The sequence below is a fragment of the Streptomyces sp. cf386 genome (assembly GCF_900103585.1).
GTDB lineage: Bacteria > Actinomycetota > Actinomycetes > Streptomycetales > Streptomycetaceae > Streptomyces.
This window is the reverse complement of record NZ_FNHV01000016.1, coordinates 36,024-53,596: the sequence shown is the minus strand read 5'-3', so window position 1 is coordinate 53,596 and position 17,573 is coordinate 36,024. Positions and strand designations below refer to the sequence as shown.

Below are 17,573 nucleotides of genomic sequence, written 5' to 3'. Positions count from 1 at the left end.
CCGAGCCCGGGCGAGGTGATCCCTGGACAGCGGACGGACACGCCGGCGCTGGTGCGGGGCATCCGGGAGCAGGCCCCGGTCAAGGGCAGCGCGGCAGCCGCCGCGCGCGCCTATCTGGACGGCGAGCAGGGCCGGTACCGGATCCCGGACGCCGAGCGCGCGCCGGCTGGTCGCTGCGACTGACGTCAAGTAGCGGAGCAGCGGGGGCCGTTGACCGCCGGGTGAGTCACTGGCGGCCCACGGCTCCTGTCAGCCGGTCCCCTCGGCCGCCGCCCGCTGCCAGGCCGAGTCCCGCAGCAGCCGCAGCCCGTTCAGGCCGACGAGGACCGTCGAGCCCTCGTGGCCCGCGACGCCGAGTGGCAGGGGCAGGGTGCCGAGCAGGTCCCAGGTGACGAGGCCGGCGATGAACACCCCGGCGATGACGAGGTTCTGCGTGACCAGTTTCCGGGCGCGGCGGGACAGGGCGACGGTGGTGGGGACGGCGGCGAGTTCGTCGCGGACGATCACCGCGTCGGCGGTCTCCAGGGCCAGGTCGGAGCCCGCCCGGCCCATGGCGACGCCGATGTGGGCGGCGGCCAGGGCGGGCGCGTCGTTCACCCCGTCCCCGACGACCAGCACCTTGCGTCCCGCACCCTGCAACTCCTGTACCGCGCCCATCTTGTCCTGCGGCAACAGCCCGGCGCGCACATCCTCGATGCCGGCCTCGGCCGCCAGGTGGGCGGCGGCGCGGGGGTTGTCGCCGGTGAGCAGGAGCGGGGCGGAGCCGGTGAGCGTGGTGAGGGCGGCGACCGTGGTGGCGGCGTCGGGGCGCAGCCGGTCCGCGATGCCCAGCACTCCGACGGGGGTGCCGTCGACGACCACGAGGACGGCGGTGCGTCCGGACTCCTCGCATTCCTCGGCGAGTTGAACGACCGCGGAGTCGGGGTCGGCGAGCAGCCGGGCCGGGGCGCCGACCTCGACCGTCCGGCCTTGGACCACGGCCCGCACGCCGACCCCGGGCGCGGAGGTGAAGTCGTGCGCGGCGGGCAGGTCGAGGCGGCGCTCCCGCGCAGCGTCCACCACCGCCCGGGCCAGCGGATGTTCGCTGGGGTGCTCGGCTGCCGCGGCGAGCGTCAGGACTTCGTCCTCGTCCAGGCCGCGGGCGGCCAGCGGCCGCACGTCGACGACCCGCGACGTGCCCTCGGTGAGGGTGCCGGTCTTGTCCAGGGCGACGGTGTCGACCTCGCCCAGGCGTTCCATCACCACCGCCGACTTCACCAGCACACCGTGCCGGCCGGCGTTGGCGATGGCCGACAGCAGGGGCGGCATGGTGGCCAGGACCACCGCGCACGGCGAGGCCACGATCATGAAGGTCATGGCGCGCAGAAGCGCCTCGGAGAACTCCTCGCCGAACGCGAGCGGGACACCGAACACGGCGAGCGTCGCGGCCACCATGCCCAGCGAGTAGCGCTGTTCGACCTTCTCGATGAAGAGTTGCGTGGGCGCCTTGGTCTCGGACGCCTCCTCCACCATCCGCACGATCCGGGCGATCACGGAGTCGGAGGCGTCGCGTTCGACGCGGACGCGCAGTGCGCCGGTGCCGTTCAGGGTGCCCGCGAAGACCTCGTCGCCGGGCTGCTTCGCGGCGGGGAGCGGTTCGCCGGTGATGCTCGCCTGGTCGACCTCGCTGGCTCCGTCCAGCACCCGGCCGTCGGCTCCGACGCGTTCGCCGGGCCGTACGAGGATGGTGTCGCCGACCACCAACTCCCCTACTGCTACGGCTTGTTCGGTGCCGTCGGGGGCGAGCCGGGCGGCCGTGGCGGGGGCCAGGTCGAGCAGCCCGCGCACCGAGTCGGCGGTGCGGGCGGTGGCGAGGGCCTCCAGCGCACCCGAGGTCGCGAAGATGACGATCAGCAGGGCGCCGTCCATCACCTGCCCGATCGAGGCGGCGCCGAGCGCGGCGACGACCATCAGCAGATCGACGTCGAGGGTCCTGTCCTTGAGCGCCTTGAGCCCCTCCCAGCCCGGTTCCCAGCCACCGGTGGCGTACGACAGCGCGTACAGCGTGCCCCAGGTCCAGGCGGGTGCCCCGGCGAGCTGCAGGGGCAGCGCGAGCAGGAACAGCGCGGTGGCCGCGACGGCCCAGCGGACCTCCGGCAACGCGAGGAGCCGGGTACGCCGCCGGGGCACCGACCCGGCGCGCGCGGATGCGGCCCGGTCGACCGACGGCGGGGTGAGCGTGGAAGTCATGCGCGGCACGATACAGGAACAGATGAATACTCATTCATGCCTTCATGCCACGTGGTCGCGGGTCTCCCCTCGGGGGCTTCACGTCAGGGGGTCGCTCGCGCGGCCCCCCACTGCCGGGTCCGGTGGCGGCCCACCAGTCGGCAGACCACGTAGATCGTGAACGAGATGGTGGTGACGTACGGGCTGATGGGGATGCTGCTGCCCAGGGCCAGCAGGATCCCGCCCTCGATCGAGGCGACCGCGAAGAGCACGCTCAGCGCGGGCAGCAGCACCGGCGAGGCGGTGACCCGGGCCGCCGCGGCTGCGGGCGTGACGACCAGGGTGAGGACCAGCAGTGCGCCGACGATCTGCACGGACAGCGCGACCGCGAGGCCGAGCACGAGCATGAAGGCGAACGACAGCGCCCGTACCGGCACGCCCCGCGCCTCGGCCACCTCGGGGTCGGCACTGGCGAAGGTGAGCGGACGCCACATGACCGCCAGCGCCACGAGCACCACGGTCGACGTGCCGAGCAGCCAGGACATCTGCGGGGTGTCGACGGCGACGATCTGCCCGGTGAGGATGCCGAACTTGTTCGCCGCCCGGCCCTTGTACAGGGCGAGGAAGAGCACACCGAGCCCGAGACCGAACGGCATCACGACGCCGATCACGGAGTTCCGGTCCCGGGCGCGCGAACCGAGCAGGCCGATGACGCCGGCCGCGATCAGGGAGCCGACGATCGAGCCACCCACGATGTTCACGCCGAGCAGCAGCGCGGCCGAAGCGCCGGCGAACGACATCTCGCTGATCCCGTGCACCGCGAACGGCAGGTCCCGCATGAGGACGAAGACCCCGACCAGCCCGCCGACCAGGCCGAGCGCGGCACCGGCGACGAGGGAGTTGCGGACCAGGGCGAGCAGTTCGCCGTAGTGGTCGAAGTCGAAGATCTGCTGCCAGATCCCGTCGGCGATGGTCATGGCCGTACTCCGTGCGACGGTTCGGGGTGGTGCGGCGGCTGAGCCACCTCGTCGGGGGCGCCCACCACCGTGATGCGGTCCCGGACGCGGATGACGTCGACCTGGGTGCCGTACAGCCGCGACAGCGCCTCGGAGGTCAACACCTCGTCGGGTGCGCCGACTTGGAAGCCGCCGCGGGCGAGGTACAGCACACGGTCCACGAGTCCCAGCACGGGGTTGATCTCATGGGTCACGAACACCACGGCCGTGTTGTGGGAGCGACGACGGGCGTCCACCAGTTCCGTCACGGCCCGCTGGTGGTGCAGGTCGAGGGAGAGCAGCGGTTCGTCGCAGAGCAGGATCCGTGGATCGGTCGCGAGCGCCTGCCCGATGCGCACCCGCTGCCGTTCGCCGCCGGAGAGCAGGCCGACGGGTACGTCCGCGTAGGCGGCGGCCCCGACCGAGGCGAGGATGTCGTCGACGCGACGGCGTACGGCGCCTGCGCGCGGTCGGGGTCCGAAGCGGTGCCCGTCGATGCCGAGGCGGACCAGGTCGCGGGCGCGCAGGGTCGCCTGCGTGGACAGCGACCCCTGCTGGGGGACGTAGCCGATGGCCCGACTGCCGCCTCGAGGTGGGCGCCCCAGGACCGTCAGCGTGCCGGCGGACAGCTGCCGCTGCCCCAGCAGGGCGCGTACGAAGCTGGTCTTGCCCGATCCGTTGGGGCCGAGCACGGCCAGGAACTCGCCCGGGCGTACGTCCAGATCGAGTCCCTGCCACAGCACCCGCTCGCCATAGGAGAGGGCCGCTCCGCGCAGGCTGATCACGACCCCGTCGGTCGTCCTCACTTGGCCAGCGCGCTCGCGAGCGCGTCGACGTTGGCGGTCATCCAGCCGACGTAGTCCTTGCCCTCGGGGAGGGTCTCGGTGACGGGGACCACGGGGATTCCGGCGGTCTTCGCCGCCTGTTCGGCCTTCTCGGTCTGCGGGCCGGAGGTCTGCTCGTTGTAGACCAGCGCCTTGACCTTCTTGCCGGTGAACAGTGCCAGCGTGTCCCGCAGGGTCCTCGGGGAGACGTCGTCGCCTTCCTCGATGGCTTCGCTGAACGCCTCGGGGGTCGCGTTCCTGAGCCCACTGGCTTCGAGCAGGTACAGCGGCACGGGCTCGGTGACGGCCACCGCCTCGCCGCCGTGGTCGGCCTTGATGCGGGCTTCCTTCCGCTCCAGCGAGGTCAGCTTCTCCTTGAAGGCCTTCGCCTTGTCGGTGAAGGTGGCGGCGTCGTCCGGGTCGGCCTTGGCGAGGGCGGCGGCGATACGGTCGGCGAGCTTGGCGGACGTGGGGAAGTCGTACCAGACGTGCTCGTTGAGCTCCCCGCCGGCCGGGGCGCTCTTGCCGGAGACCTTGACCGCGTTGATCACCTCGGGGGACGAGTCGCCGCTCCCCAGCATGCGGTCGACGAAGTCGTCGTAACCGCCGCCGTTCTCGATGACGACCTTCGCCTTGGACAGCGCCAACTGGTTCTGCGTGTTGGCCTCGTAGGAGTGCGGGTCCTGGTCGGGATCGCTGATGATCGAGGTGACCGCCACCTTCCCGCCGCCTATCTGCTCGGCCATGTCCCCGTAGACGTTCGTCGAGGCCACGACCGGGATGACGGAGGCTGCGGCGGGGCTCTGCGAGGCGTCGCTGCCGCTACCGGAATCCGACGAACTGCCGCAGCCCGCAAGGAAGATGAGGCAGACGCCGGATATCAGCGGCGGCGCGAGACGTCGGGACGAGGACATGGGCATGGATGCCTCCGGGGCAGCGCGAAATGGTGCGCCGAGCTCCATCCGTCCCGGCCGCTGCCCCACGCTAGATGAAAATGACTGTCAGGAGCGTCTTCCGGTCGTCCGCCGGGGCAACCCTTACCGAGAACTCACCTTCCGCGAGGTCAGGGGGCGGCGACCTCGTCCAGCAGCTCGGGGCCGTCGTTCCGGACGCTGTTGACGGCGGGAGAGACGGGCCGGGCGTCCAGGTGGCCGTCTGCCGGCGGGGTGAGCAGGGTGCGCAGGTCGTCGGTGCTCTGGTGCCGGGGGTCGAGCCAGGCGTCGTAGTGGTCCGGGGTGAGCGCGAGGGGCATGCGGGGGTGGATGCGGCCGGCCGCGTCGGTGGCCTCGGTGGTGATGATCGTGCAGGTCAACAGCCACGCGGCGGGGTCGTCCGCATCCCTGATCTCCGGATCACGCCAGTACTCGTACAGCCCGGCGAGGGCCATCACCTGCCCGTCCTCCGGGTGGATGTAGTACGGCTGCTTGCGGGACTTGCCCGTCTTGCCGTCCTTGACCGCCTCCCACTCGTAGAAGCCGTCGGCGGGCAGCAGGCAGCGGCGTTTGACGAACGCGCTCCGGAAGGCGGGCTTCTCGTGGACGGTCTCCACGCGCGCGTTGATCAACCGCGCGCCGATCTTCGCGTCCTTCGCCCACGAGGGCACCAGGCCCCATCGCAACGGCCGTAGCCTGCGGTGCGCCGGCGCGTCCTCGTCGGCATCGCGCGCGGTGCGCTCCAGGACGGCCCACACCTCGTCGGTCGGGGCCACGTTCCAGCTCGGCGCCAGGGTCTCCTCCGGATGCCAGTCGGTGACCTGGAACATCTGGGCGAGGTCCGCGGGGCTGCGGGTGGAGGCGTAGCGGCCGCACATACGGCCACTGTGCCACGGCGCGGTGCGTCGGTCCTCACGAGCGGGTCTCCCGCCGGTGCTCCGTGGCGTGGCGGAGGAACTCCTCCACCAGGGGCTCGTGCGTACCGGCCCGGGTGACCAGGGACAGTTCGACGATGTCGGCGAGGTCCGTGAGGGGACGATGGGTGAGCGGGCCCTGGATGGAGCGGACGGCGACGTTAGGTACGAGGGTGACGCCCAGGCCGCAGGAGACCATGGCCAGTTGGGTCAGGATGGAGTTGGCGATGTGGCGGGCGTCGGGGGTGAAGCCCGCTCGGCGGCAGGTCGCCATGAGGTGGTCGTGGTAGTCGGGTGAAGCTTCGCGCCGGAGCCAGACCCAGGGCTCGTCCGCGAAACGGGCGAGGTCGACCGGGTCGGCGGTGTCCCCGGCGAGGGGGTGCTGTGCGGGCAGGGCGATGACGAACTCGTCGTGCCGCCAGGGCTGTGCGCGCAGCCCGCGGACCGGTGCGCTGGGCCGGATCACGGCGATGTCGATCTCGCGCCGGGCGAGGGCCTGCTGCCCCTCCCCCGTGTCGACCTCCGTGAGGTGCACGTCGACGCGCGGGCGGCCGTGCCGGAAGGCGGCCAGCGTGCCCAGCAGGGGCTCGCCGAGGGCCGAGGTCACCACGCCGATCCGCAGCGCGCCCACCAGTCCGGCCTCCGTCTGGGCCGCCACCTCGTGGGCGTGCCGGGCCGCCGCCACCAGCTTGCGGCACTCTTCGGCGAAGGTGCGGCCGGTCGCGGTGAGCCTGACCCGGCGTTCGCTGCGGTCGAAGAGCCGTACGCCCAGCTGCCGTTCCAGCTGGAGGATCGCCTGGCTGAGGGGCGGCTGGGACATGCCGAGCTGCTCGGCCGCCCGGCCGAAGTGGAGGGTCTCCGCGACAGCGAGGAAGTAGCGGGCCTGGCGGACTTCGATCATCAGTCGCTCTCCCTATGAATCGCAGAGGAAATCAGACCTTCAGTATATGGATCAGGGTTGTTTCACTGAGGGGCATGACAGCTGGAACTTCCTTGTTGGCCCAGTTCGCGGCCCTGGACAGCGCGACCGTGTCCGACGCCCTCGACGCCTGCGGGCTGTCACCCGGACAGGGCGGGCTGCGGCCGATGTGGGGGACGCCGAAGGTGGCCGGGTTCGCCCGGACCGTCCAACTGGAGCCCCTGACGGGCGCACTCGACCCACCGCCCGGCGGACCCGCGCCGCTGACCGACCGTCACGGCGGCCCCCACATCCTCACCGGCGCGATCGCCGAGGCCGGCCCCGAGGATGTGGTCGTCGTCGCGAACGGCGGCCGTACGGATGTGTCGTCCTGGGGCGGAATCGTCAGCGTCGGCGCCTCGGTGCGCGGGGTGCGCGGGGTCGTCACGGACGGGGCGTGCCGGGATGTGGGGCAGGCGCGCGCGCTCGGTTTCCCGGTGTTCGCGCGTGGCCGGGTGCCGGTGACCGCGCGGGGCCGGCTACGGCAGACGTCGGCCGGCGAGCCGGTGTCACTGGGTGGCGTGACGGTCGTGCAGGGGGACGTGGTGCTGGCGGACGAGGGCGGGGTCGTGGTGGTACCCCGCGAGCGCGCCGACGAGGTCCTCGATGCCGCCCGGCGCCTGGCCGACCGGGAGGCGGCCATCGAGGCCGACGTACGCGCCGGAGTCCCCCTCCCGGTCGCGATGCGGGACGCGCGCCTGGCCGGAACGGAGACACGGTGACGACCGACCTTCTCGCACGGCTGCGGGCGCTGCCGACTGCCGCGCTCTCCGACGCCCTGGACCGTTCCGGGATCGAGGGTGCCCTGCACGGCATCGCCCCGCTGGCGAACGACTTCCGCGCGGTGGGCCCGGCCTTCACCGTCCGCTACGCCCCCGTCGACGAGTCCGGCACCGGCACGGTCGGCGACTTCCTCGACGACGTACCGCCGGGTGCGGTGGTCGTCGTCGACAACGGCGGCCGTACGGACGTCACCGTCTGGGGCGGCATCATGACGGAGGTCGCGGCGCACCGCGGCATCGCCGGCACGGTCGTCAACGGGGTCTGCCGGGACGTGTCGGCGTCCCTGGCCCAGAGCTATCCGCTGTTCAGCCGCGGCCGGTTCATGCGCACCGGCAAGGACCGGGTGCGCCTGGTCGCCGTTGGCGAGCCGGTGACGGTGTCCGGTATCGAGATCCGGCCCGACGCCGTCGTGTGCGCGGATGCCGACGGCGCGGTGGTCGTACCCGCCGTCGAGGCCGAGCGGATCGCCGAGACCGCCGAACATATCGAACGCGTCGAGGCCGGCATCGTCGCCGCCGCCCGCACCGGCAGCACCCTGCGCGCGGCCCGCGAGAGCTTCGGGTACCACTCCCTCCAGACCAGGAGCCGGACATGACGGACGCAGCCCGCGGCCACAGCACCGCCACCCTCTACGAGGCGTCCGCCTCGGCCGCCCAGGTCTGCGACCCTGCGCTGCGCGCCGCCTGGCCGGGGGCGCGGGTGGCCGGTCCGGCGTTCACCGTGCACGGCATCGGCGGCGACAACCTCGCCCTGCACCGCGCCGTGGCCGCGGCCCCGGCGGGCAGCGTCCTCGTCGCGGACCTCCAGGGCGCCCGGCACGGCCACTGGGGCGAGATCCTCGCCGTCGCCGCGCAGCAGCGGGGCATCCTCGGCCTGGTCGTGGACGGTGGCGTACGGGACGTCGCCGAGCAGGCGGAGCTGGGCTTCCCGGTTTTCGCCCGCCATGTCACCGTGGTCGGCACCGGCAAGGAGCATCCAGGACGGTTCGCTGTCCCGGTGCGCGTGGGGGGTGTGGTCGTACGGCCCGGAGATCTCGTGGTCGGCGACGCGGACGGGGCGGTGGTCGTGCCCGCCGACGCCGTGGAGGAGACCCTCGACCGGGCCGACGCCCGGGTCGCCGCGGAGCTGCGCGCCCTCGATGCGATCCGTACGGGTGTGACGACGCTGGAGTACTACAACCTCTCGGTGGGGCCCGGCACTTGAGAGATGAAGTCGGCGATCCGTTCCCACAGCGCCACGGCGTTGGAGTACATCGGCCAGTGGCCGCTGTGCGGGATCGCCGCCAACTCGACGTCGTTCGCGGCGAGTTTGGTCAGATACGACAGGGTGGAGTTCTGCTCGCCGTACAGGAACATGCGCGGGAAGGGCAGCGACAGGAACTTCGTCATCAGGTCGCCGTGGTCGGACAGGTCGACCATCGACTCGAAGATGCCGCGCACGGCACCGGGACGGACCTTGTGGCGCACGCTCGCCGCGTACAGGGCACTGGAGAACTGCGGTGACCGGCGCACCCGTTCGGTGAAGTCCGCCACGAAGTGCTCGGGGTCGTCCGAGGGATGGGTGACGATCTGCCGACTCAGGAAGCAGTCCTCCGGGGACAGGTTGCCCTCGATGTCCACGAAGCTCAGGAACCGGTCGGGTTCCCGATCCGCCAGCAGCAGTGCGGTCAGACCGCCCATGGAGTGCCCGACGAGGTGGCACCGCTCGATGCCGTGCCGGGTCAGCACGGCCCGGGCGGTTCGCACCAGGAACGGGATCGAGATCCGCGCCAGGTCCCCGCAGGTCGTCTCTCCGCAACCGGGCGCGTCGTAGGCGAGGAACGGACGCCCGGCGAACGCCGGGTGCAGCGCGATGTCGGCGTAGTCCTCCTTGGTCGAGCCGAACCCGTGCAGGAGGACGACGGGGACGCCCTCGCCGTCCCGGCGGACCATCGCGATGCCGAGATCCACGCCGTCGACCCGCAGGTCAAGGCGTTCGTTGGTGACTGCCATGCCGTCGAGTCCACCAGACGGCGTCCATAGACTCAAAGTCTGATCCGGACTTTCAGTGATACGGACTGCGTCTTGGCGATAGGTGCTGCGCCTTATGGGGTCGGGCGGGGCACGGCTTCGCGGGTCGTGTCGATGCGCAGGTCCCGGATGTACCAGTCGAGCCTTGTCCCCTCCCCGTCGTGTGCCCGCCTGCCGGGGCTGAACCCCGCCCGCCGGGCGACCGCGACGGATGCGGCGTTCTCCGGCTCCACCCGGATCACCGCCTCCTTGCCACCCTCACTTGCCGCGTACCGGGAGACCAGGAGGACCGCGCGGGTGGCCAGGCCACGCCCCCGCCAGGACGGATACAGGCCGTAGGCGACATTCACCTGACCGGGGGCCAGCCCCTCCGCGGTGAACCGCAGGTCGATCGTCCCCGCGAGCTGCTCGTCGGCGCCGACCCGGATGCCGAATGCACGGAGCGGCCCACCGGTGTCCCACTGTTCCTGGCAGTGGCGGATGTAGGCGTCGACGCCTTCGCGTGTGCCGGGGCCGCCACTGAGCCAGCGAACCAGCGCCTCGTCCTCCCCCGCGAGATGCGCCTCGGAGTCGTCCGGGTGCAGCGGCGACAGAACGATGATCCCGTCGGAGAGCCTCGCTTCACGCATCGGGCGATTCTTGACGCCGGGGCTGCGTTGCGCCACCGGATTCCGCGGGACAAGCCGCGGAGCCCCGCGCCACCACGGATCACCGGCTGCACCCCGTCAATGTTGTGCACTTTATTGACGGCAGTAACCACAGAGCCTACCTTCGCGGTGTCCTTCCCCCTGTCATGGGAGACCGCGATGCCCCCGTCCCCCGCCGCATCCCCGTCACCGGCACCCGCACCGTCCCCGAACCCCGAGCACACCCGCCGGCTGCGCCGCGTCGCCCTCTCCGGGCTGCTCGGCACCGCCGTGGAGTTCTACGACTTCCTCGTCTACGGCACCGTCGCCGCCCTCGTCTTCGGCGAGCTGTTCTTCCCCGGCGCCGATCCGGCCGTCGGCACCATCGCCGCGTTCGGCACCTTCGCCGCCGGCTATGTCGCCCGGCCGCTCGGCGGCATCGTCTTCGGGCACTTCGGTGACCGGCTCGGCCGCAAGTCCATGCTGCTGCTCACCATGGGCCTGATGGGCGGCGCCAGTTTCCTCATCGGCCTGCTGCCCACGTACGACACGATCGGCGTCTGGGCACCGGTCCTGCTGATCACCCTGCGTGTCGTCCAGGGCATCGCCATCGGCGGTGAGTGGGGCGGCGCGACCCTGATGGTCGTCGAGCACGCCGGGGAGCGGCGGCGCGGGCTGTGGTCCAGCTTCACGCAGATGGGAGCCCCACTCGGCTCCCTGATCTCCGCGGCCGTCGTCGCCCTCGTGTCCACCCTCCCCAAGGACCAGTTCACGGCCTGGGGCTGGCGCGTACCGTTCCTGCTCAGCGTCGTCCTGCTCGGTGTCGGGCTCTTCGTCCGGCTCAAGGTGGTGGAGAGCCCGCTCTTCGCCGAGGTGAAGAAGGACCGCGGCGAGGCGCGCCTGCCGATCCTCGACGTGCTGCGCCGCCCGCGTCCCGTCCTGCTGGCCTGCTGTGTCGGCATCGGCGCCTTCACCGCCCAGTCCCTGCTGACCAGTTACCTCATCGCGTACGCCACCGGCATCGGCTACCCCCGCCCGCAGGTGCTCACCGCGCTCACGGTCTCCGCCGCGGTCGCCCTGGTCGTGCTGCCGTGCGCCTCGGCGCTCTCCGACCGCGTCGGCCGCCGCCCGATCGTCCTCGCCGGAGCCCTCCTGTCGGCGGCCACCGCCTTCCCGGTCCTCTCGCTCGTCGACTCGAAGTCGCAGGGCGCGCTGATCCTGGCCGTCGTCCTCGGCCACGGCATCGCCCAGTCCCTGATGTACGCGCCGCTGGGCGCCCTGTTCAGCGAGATGTTCGGCACCCGGGTCCGCTACACCGGCGCCTCCCTCGGCTACCAGGGCGCCACGCTCGTCGGCGCCGGCTTCTCCCCCGTGATCGCCGGAAGCCTGGTCGCCGGCAGCGGCAACAGCACCCCCGTCGCCCTGCTGCTGTGCGGCGGTTCGCTCATCACCGCGCTGACCGTGTGGTTCGTACGCGAGACCAGTCGTACGTCCCTCTCCGGCGCCGCCGCGGAAGTCCCCACCGCTCCCCACACGGAGGAGATCACCGCATGACGACCGGCACCCGCGCCCGCACCTCGTTGGTGGCCGCCCTCCTGCTCGCGGTCACCGCGCTCCCCGCCTCGGCCGCCGCCGCGGACACCACCCACGTGGACGGCCGACTCCCCTCGGGCGCCACCTACTTGATGGACGTGCCCGCCAACTGGAACGGCACGGTCCTGCTCTTCAGCCACGGCTACGCGTCCGGCCCGGCCAACCCCGCCCAGAACGCCCCGGACGACGCCACGAAGGCCCTCCTCCTGCAGCGTGGTTACGCCCTCATCGGTTCCTCCTACGCCACCACCGGCTGGGCGGTGACGGACGCGGTGCCCGACCAGCTCGCCACCCTGTCGGCGTTCACCGAACGCTTCGGTGCGGCCTCCCGCACCATCGCCTGGGGACGGTCGTACGGCGGATTCGTCACCACCGCCATCGCCGAGCGCCACCCCGACCGCATCGACGGTTCGATCTCCCTGTGCGGCCTGGTCCAGGGCGGCGTCGCCAACTGGAACAACACGCTCGACCCCGTCTTCGCCCTCAAGACGCTCCTCGCACCGGACTCCGACGTCCCGCTGGTGAACATCGCGGACCAGACGGCAGCCGACGCGGCGGCGAACACCCTGACCGCCGCGGTGGACTCGGCGCAGACCACTGCCGAGGGGCGGGCCCGCATCGCGCTGGCCGCGGCCCTGCACAACATCCCCGGCTGGAACCAGCCCACGCAGCCCCGGCCCGCCGCGACCGACTGGGACGCCCAGCAGGCCAACCAGTACGAGGCCGTCAAGGGACTGCTGAAGATCGCCGCCTTCAACCGGCGGCAGGAGTCCGAGGTCCGGGCGGGCGGCAACCCGTCCTGGAACACCGGTGTCGACTACGCGAAGCTGCTCGGCCGGTCCTCGGTCCGCAAGGAGGTCACCGAGCTCTACAAGAAGGCCGGTCTGTCCCTGCGCGCCGACCTCGCCACCCTCAACCGCGCCCCGCGCATCAGCGCCGACCCGGCCGCCCTGGCATGGATGAGCCGCACTAGCACCTTCACCGGCAGGCTGACCAAGCCTCAGCTCTCCGTCCACACCATCGGCGACGCCCTCGTCCCCGTCCAGACGGAGAGCGCCCTGAAACGGGCGGTCACGGCCGCCAGGTCGGGGTCCGAGCTGCGGCAGGCGTACACCGACAACGCCGGCCACTGCACCTTCAGTCCCGCCGAACAGCTCGCCGCCCTGCACACCTTGGAGGACCGCCTCACCACCGGCAGGTGGACCGGCACCGACCCGGCGTCCCTCACCTTCCGTGCCACGAAGGCCGATCCGACCACGCCGGCCCGCTATGTGCCGTACCGCCCCACCCCGTACCCGCGTCCGTACGACCTTGCCCACCCTGCCGACGGCCGGTGAAGCCGTACGACCGCCTGCCGTGTCCTCGGCGGGCGGTCGTACGCTTGCCTCCGTGGAGGACGACGACATCCTGGACACCCAGGACACCCAGGACAGCTCGGAGGGCCCGCAGCAGCGCCCCCAGTCGCTCATGCTCGCCTTCTTCGGCAATCACGTCCTGGAGGAGGGCGACCTGTGCGTGTACTCGGGCAGCATCATCGACGTGCTCGGCCGGGTCGGCATCGGTGAACAGGCCGTACGCTCCACCCTCACCCGGATGGTCAACCGCGGCCTGCTGATGCGCCAGCGCGAGGGCCGCAAGATGTTCTTCGGTCTGACCCCGCAGGCGACGCGCGTCCTCCAGGACGGCCGTACCCGCATCTGGCAGCGGGGCGCGGTCAACGACGACTGGGACGGCTCCTGGACGCTGCTCGGCTTCTCCCTCCCCGACTCCTGGAAACGCCAGCGCCACGATCTGCGCTCCCGGCTCACCTGGTCCGGGTTCGGCGCGCTGTACAGCGGGCTGTGGATCGCTCCGGGTAACGTGGACGTCGCCGCCATCGTCTCGGAACTCGGGCTGGCCGCCCACGTCAAGATCTTCCATGCCCGGGCGGACGAGGCCACCGACATCGAGCACATGGTCCGCGACACCTGGGACCTGGAGAGCATCGCCGCCCGCTACGTCACCTTCGACAAGCGCTGGACCGCTCACCTCGACGCCGGATCCGGAGACGACCCGATCGGCACCCGTCTGCGGCTGGTCAGCGAATGGCTCTGGACCATCCGCACGGACCCCCGGCTGCCCGCCCGGCACCTGCCCCCCGACTGGCCGGCCCGCCCCGCCCGGGAGACCTTCCGCCGTGTCGCCGACCAGACCGCGCGGCCCGCGCAAGGGATGGCCCGCGAACTGCTGGAGACCACCCGCTTGCGCTAGGCGAGCCGGAACCTCTCGGGCGGGCTAGAACTCCTTCTGCGTGGCCCAGGTCGAGTGGTCACCGGGGTTGAAGACGTTGAAGGTGTCGCCGGACAACTTGTGGTCGGCGCCGCGGCGGCCCTGGTATCGCCCTCGCTTGCCGTCCGACCAGGTCCGTCGCCGTTGTGGGTCAGGTTGAGTGCGGCGTTGACCCTGTTGCTCTGGAAGAGCGTCCAGGATCCACCCGCGTTGAAGTTGGCCCCCATGGTGTTCCCCCTTGGTCGAGTGGATCCACCATCGCGAGGGGGCCGCACACCGGTCAACGACAGGCCGTTCAAATCACTTCATCGGGCGATTCGGGCGTGCGCGGCTCCAAAGTGCCTGTCCACAGGCCCTGTCGCCGCCGTCTCACAACCCTGACCGCACCTTCGCCCCCTGGCCGCCCGCCGTCACGGCCTTGAGCTCCTCCAGTGATTCCCGCATCACCTGCGACAGGGTGCGCGCCTCGGCCGCCGCGATCCACCGCTCGAAGCCGACCTTGAAGACGGCGACCCCGGCCTCGGCGGTCAGCTCGGCGGCCGGTTCCGTGACGCCGCGTCGGCGCAGGGCGTCGGCCAGCGCGGCCGACAGGGAGGCGAGCTTGATCAGTTCGCGCTCATGGAGTTCCGCGTTCGCCGTGATGACGGCATGCCGCTGCCGTGAGTGTTCGCGGCGACCGTCGAACACCGCGGAGACCGCCTCCAGCCCCGCCGCCGTCGCGTCGATCGGCGCCGCGGACTCCGGGGCCTCGGCGACGGCGTTCACAAACAGTTCCTGCAACGCGCCCGAGCCGTCGAACAGCACCTCGCGCTTGTCGGCGTAGTGCCGGAAGAAGGTCCGTTCGGTGAGGCCGGCCCGTTTGGCGATCTCGGCGACCGTCGTCTGCTCGTAGCCGCGCTCGCTGTAGAGCTCCAACGCCGCTTTCGCCAGACGTTCACGCGCGTTCGGCTCCCATCTACCCATGCGCAGATCCTAGCGATGACAGTCACTGACATCACATGTTAACGTCGATGACAGTCACTGACATCGACAGTTTGGGGCTCTCCCATGCGCATCTTCGTGACCGGCGCGTCCGGCTGGATCGGCTCCGCTCTCGTTCCCGAACTCATCGACGCGGGTCACCAGGTCGTGGGGCTCGCCCGCTCCGACGCCTCCGCCGCCGCCCTCGCCACCGCCGGCGCCGCAGTGGTCCGCGGCACCGTCGACGACCTCGACGTCCTCGGCAGCACCGCCGCCGCGTCGGATGGGGTGGTCCACCTCGCCTTCAAGCACGACCTCGCCTTCACCGGCGACTACCGGGGCGCCGCCGAGGCCGACCGCGGCGCCGTCGACACCTTCGGCGACGCGCTGGCCGGCACCGACCGCCCCTTCGTCCTCGCCTCCGGCCTGATCGGCCTGAAGCCGGGGCAGTTGTCGACCGAGCGGGACATGCCCACCGCCGACGGCTCACCGACCTCCATCCGCTCGGCCACCGCCACAGCGGCCCTCGCACTCGCCGAGCGCGGAGTGCGCTCAGCCGTGGTGCGACTCGCTCCGACCTGCCACGGCGAAGGAGACAACGGGTTCATGGCGACCCTCGTCGCCATCGCCCGCGCCCGGCATGTCTCCGGCCATCTCCACGACGGTGCCAACCGCTGGCCGGCCCTCCACCGCCTCGACGCCGCACGGCTGTTCCGCCTCGCGGTCGAGAAGGCTCCCGCCGGAACGGTGCTGCACGGCGTCGCGGAGGAAGGCGTCGCGATCCGTGACGTCGCCGAAGTGATAGGCCGCCACCTCGGCCTGCCGGTCACCTCCGTGGCTCCCGAGGCCGCTGCCGAACACTTCACCTGGCTGACCGGCTTCCTCGGACTCGACACCCCGGCGTCGAGCGCCCTGACCCGCGAACTGCTCGACTGGCGGCCGACCGAGCCCGGCCTCCTCGAAGACCTGGACAAGGGCCACTATTTCCGCACCCCTGCCGCTACCCCCTGACCAACCCCCGGGACGCGGACCGTCGTGTCAGGTGGCGACCCAGTACGTACGCGTGTTGGTGAATTCGCGGATGCCGGCGGCGGCGAGTTCACGGCCGTAGCCGCTGCGCTTGGTGCCACCGAAGGGCAGGCGTGGGTCGGAGGCCACGATCGCGTTGACGAAGGCCGCTCCGCTGGTGACCCGGCGAGCGAGGGCGAGGCCTCGGCCGGGGTCGGCCGTCCATATGCTCAGGCCCAGTCCGTACGCGGTGGCGTTCGCGAGGCGTACGGCGTCCTCGTCGTCCTGGGCGACGGCGATGGCGGCCAGCGGGCCGAAGGTCTCCTCGTCGAAGGCGGGCATGCCCGGACCGGTGTCGACGAGGACGGTCGGCCGATAGAAGTAGCCGTCGCCCGGAAGCGGTGTGCCTCCGGCCAGGAGACTGGCGCCGACGGTGTAGGGCATGAGGCTCCTCGCGCACAGGCGGGTTGGGTTGGCCTGGTGCTGTATTCGCTATGTATTCACTCCTGTATACAGGGACTCAGGGACTGACCGATCTCTGTATACAGCACTGCCCTTGACTGGATGTCCCGGGAGGACGGGCCTGAGCCTGCCTGCCGGACTTGCGGACAGAAGCTGACCGCAAGTCTCCCTACCGTCGTGCCATGACCCAGACACAGAAGATCCTCGTAACCGGCGCCACCGGAACCGTCGGCCGCCAGATCACCGCCGAGCTGCTCGCTCGCGGCCATGCGGTCCGTGCCCTCACCCGGGACGCGGCGAAGGCCGATCTCCCGGCCGGCGTCGAGGTGGTCCAGGGCGACCTGACCGAACCCGACAGCCTGATCCCGGCCCTGGACGGCATCACCGGCCTCCACCTGATCACCTTCGGCGGCCCTTACTTCGCCCCGCTGGAGTCGGGCCCGCGGATCCTTGAGCTGGCCCACGCGGCCGGCGTGCGCCGGGTGACCGTGCTGCACGGCGGCGGGCCGTCCCTGCTGGAGGACGCCGTGCGGGCGGACGACCGTGTGGACTGGACCGTCCTCATGCCGGTCGAGTTCATGGCGAACGCCCTGGAGTGGGCGGACGGGGTCGTGACCTCGGGTGAGGTGCGCGAGCCGTTCGTCTCCCGGCTGAGCGCCATGGTCCACGAGGGCGACATCGGCGCCGTCGCCGCGGTCGCACTCACCGAGGAGGGGCACGGGGGCCAGGAGTATGTGATCACCGGACCCGAACTGCTCACCGTCGCCGACAAGGTGGCGACGATCGCCGCCGCCCGGGGCCGGGAGATCGCCCTGGTCGAGCTGACCGAGGAACAGGCCGTCGAGCAGTGGCAGGCGGCGGGCCACCCGGAGGACGTGATCGGCTTCCTCCTCGAGGCGTACGGCAACACCCCCGAGGTGGGCCGCACGGTGGTCGACACCGTGGAGAAGGTCACCGGCCGACCGGCCCGCACTTTCGGCCAGTGGGCCGGGGAGCATGTGGACGCCTTCAGGATCCCGTGATTCCGGCTTGA

The 17,573-nt window shown here is 71.6% G+C and carries 19 protein-coding genes; 9 read left to right on the top strand and 10 right to left on the bottom strand.

Annotation, left to right across the window (positions count from 1 at the left end; all coding sequences use genetic code 11):
* Positions 1-15 precede the first annotated feature (15 nt).
* Entirely contained in the window at positions 16-183 is a 168-nt protein-coding gene (locus BLU79_RS34045) for a hypothetical protein (protein WP_177001287.1), read from the top strand.
* A gap of 66 nt (positions 184-249) precedes the next feature.
* On the opposite strand, the gene BLU79_RS34040 is transcribed toward BLU79_RS34045, so the two are convergent.
* From BLU79_RS34040 to BLU79_RS34015, 6 genes are all read right to left on the bottom strand, one after another.
* Complete coding sequence (locus BLU79_RS34040) at positions 250-2,229, bottom strand: heavy metal translocating P-type ATPase (protein WP_093909834.1); 1,980 nt, start codon at positions 2,227-2,229, stop codon at positions 250-252.
* 83 nt (positions 2,230-2,312) lie between these two features.
* On the bottom strand, positions 2,313-3,185 hold the full coding sequence (locus tag BLU79_RS34035) for a metal ABC transporter permease (protein ID WP_093909833.1): 873 nt from the start codon (positions 3,183-3,185) through the stop codon (positions 2,313-2,315).
* A complete protein-coding gene (locus tag BLU79_RS34030; RefSeq protein WP_256333571.1) occupies positions 3,182-4,009 on the bottom strand; it encodes a metal ABC transporter ATP-binding protein in 828 nt (275 codons plus the stop codon). Before BLU79_RS34030 ends, BLU79_RS34035 begins: the two co-directional genes overlap by 4 nt.
* Positions 4,006-4,947: a metal ABC transporter solute-binding protein, Zn/Mn family gene (locus tag BLU79_RS34025; protein ID WP_093909832.1), complete on the bottom strand. Its 942-nt coding sequence runs from the start codon at positions 4,945-4,947 to the stop codon at positions 4,006-4,008. Before BLU79_RS34025 ends, BLU79_RS34030 begins: the two co-directional genes overlap by 4 nt.
* Before the next feature lie 143 nt (positions 4,948-5,090).
* Positions 5,091-5,837 carry an SOS response-associated peptidase gene (locus BLU79_RS34020; protein WP_093909831.1) on the bottom strand — a complete coding sequence of 249 codons (747 nt, stop codon included), beginning with the start codon at positions 5,835-5,837 and terminating at the stop codon, positions 5,091-5,093.
* 34 nt (positions 5,838-5,871) lie between these two features.
* Entirely contained in the window at positions 5,872-6,774 is a 903-nt protein-coding gene (locus tag BLU79_RS34015) for a LysR family transcriptional regulator (RefSeq protein ID WP_093909830.1), read from the bottom strand.
* A 74-nt stretch (positions 6,775-6,848) separates the two neighbouring features.
* On the opposite strand from BLU79_RS34015, the gene BLU79_RS34010 reads away from it, so the two are divergent.
* From BLU79_RS34010 to BLU79_RS34000, 3 genes are read left to right on the top strand one after another with little or no spacing between them, the layout of a single operon-like run.
* Complete coding sequence (locus BLU79_RS34010; RefSeq protein ID WP_093909829.1) at positions 6,849-7,553, top strand: RraA family protein; 705 nt, start codon at positions 6,849-6,851, stop codon at positions 7,551-7,553.
* Positions 7,550-8,209 carry an RraA family protein gene (locus BLU79_RS34005; protein ID WP_093909828.1) on the top strand — a complete coding sequence of 220 codons (660 nt, stop codon included), beginning with the start codon at positions 7,550-7,552 and terminating at the stop codon, positions 8,207-8,209. Before BLU79_RS34010 ends, BLU79_RS34005 begins: the two co-directional genes overlap by 4 nt.
* The gene (locus tag BLU79_RS34000; RefSeq protein WP_093909827.1) at positions 8,206-8,817 is read left to right on the top strand and encodes an RraA family protein; all 612 of its coding nucleotides are present in this window, start codon (positions 8,206-8,208) and stop codon (positions 8,815-8,817) included. Before BLU79_RS34005 ends, BLU79_RS34000 begins: the two co-directional genes overlap by 4 nt.
* Here BLU79_RS34000 and BLU79_RS33995 read toward each other — a convergent pair.
* Entirely contained in the window at positions 8,787-9,605 is an 819-nt protein-coding gene (locus BLU79_RS33995) for an alpha/beta fold hydrolase (protein ID WP_093909826.1), read from the bottom strand. The genes BLU79_RS34000 and BLU79_RS33995 overlap by 31 nt on opposite strands.
* Before the next feature lie 92 nt (positions 9,606-9,697).
* Positions 9,698-10,252 carry a GNAT family N-acetyltransferase gene (locus BLU79_RS33990; protein ID WP_093909825.1) on the bottom strand — a complete coding sequence of 185 codons (555 nt, stop codon included), beginning with the start codon at positions 10,250-10,252 and terminating at the stop codon, positions 9,698-9,700.
* 177 nt (positions 10,253-10,429) lie between these two features.
* Here BLU79_RS33990 and BLU79_RS33985 point away from each other — a divergent pair, with 177 nt between their 5' ends.
* From BLU79_RS33985 to BLU79_RS33975, 3 genes are read left to right on the top strand one after another with little or no spacing between them, the layout of a single operon-like run.
* Positions 10,430-11,803, top strand: a complete 1,374-nt coding sequence (locus BLU79_RS33985; protein ID WP_093909824.1) for an MFS transporter — start codon at positions 10,430-10,432, stop codon at positions 11,801-11,803.
* Complete coding sequence (locus BLU79_RS33980; protein ID WP_093909823.1) at positions 11,800-13,179, top strand: alpha/beta hydrolase family protein; 1,380 nt, start codon at positions 11,800-11,802, stop codon at positions 13,177-13,179. The genes BLU79_RS33985 and BLU79_RS33980 overlap by 4 nt, the downstream gene beginning before the upstream one ends.
* Before the next feature lie 52 nt (positions 13,180-13,231).
* A complete protein-coding gene (locus BLU79_RS33975; protein WP_256333570.1) occupies positions 13,232-14,092 on the top strand; it encodes a PaaX family transcriptional regulator in 861 nt (286 codons plus the stop codon).
* 387 nt (positions 14,093-14,479) lie between these two features.
* On the opposite strand, the gene BLU79_RS33970 is transcribed toward BLU79_RS33975, so the two are convergent.
* On the bottom strand, positions 14,480-15,073 hold the full coding sequence (locus BLU79_RS33970) for a TetR/AcrR family transcriptional regulator (RefSeq protein WP_093909822.1): 594 nt from the start codon (positions 15,071-15,073) through the stop codon (positions 14,480-14,482).
* 84 nt (positions 15,074-15,157) lie between these two features.
* Between BLU79_RS33970 and BLU79_RS33965 the strand changes: the two genes are divergently transcribed.
* Positions 15,158-16,081, top strand: a complete 924-nt coding sequence (locus BLU79_RS33965; protein WP_093909821.1) for an SDR family oxidoreductase — start codon at positions 15,158-15,160, stop codon at positions 16,079-16,081.
* Between the two features lie 27 nt (positions 16,082-16,108).
* Here the strand turns inward: BLU79_RS33965 and BLU79_RS33960 are convergent, their stop codons facing one another.
* Positions 16,109-16,522 (bottom strand): aldehyde dehydrogenase family protein, encoded by a 414-nt coding sequence (locus BLU79_RS33960; protein ID WP_256333569.1) that lies wholly within the window; start codon positions 16,520-16,522, stop codon positions 16,109-16,111.
* 200 nt (positions 16,523-16,722) lie between these two features.
* On the opposite strand from BLU79_RS33960, the gene BLU79_RS33955 reads away from it, so the two are divergent.
* Positions 16,723-17,562, top strand: a complete 840-nt coding sequence (locus BLU79_RS33955; protein ID WP_093909820.1) for an NmrA family NAD(P)-binding protein — start codon at positions 16,723-16,725, stop codon at positions 17,560-17,562.
* Positions 17,563-17,573: the final 11 nt, after the last annotated feature.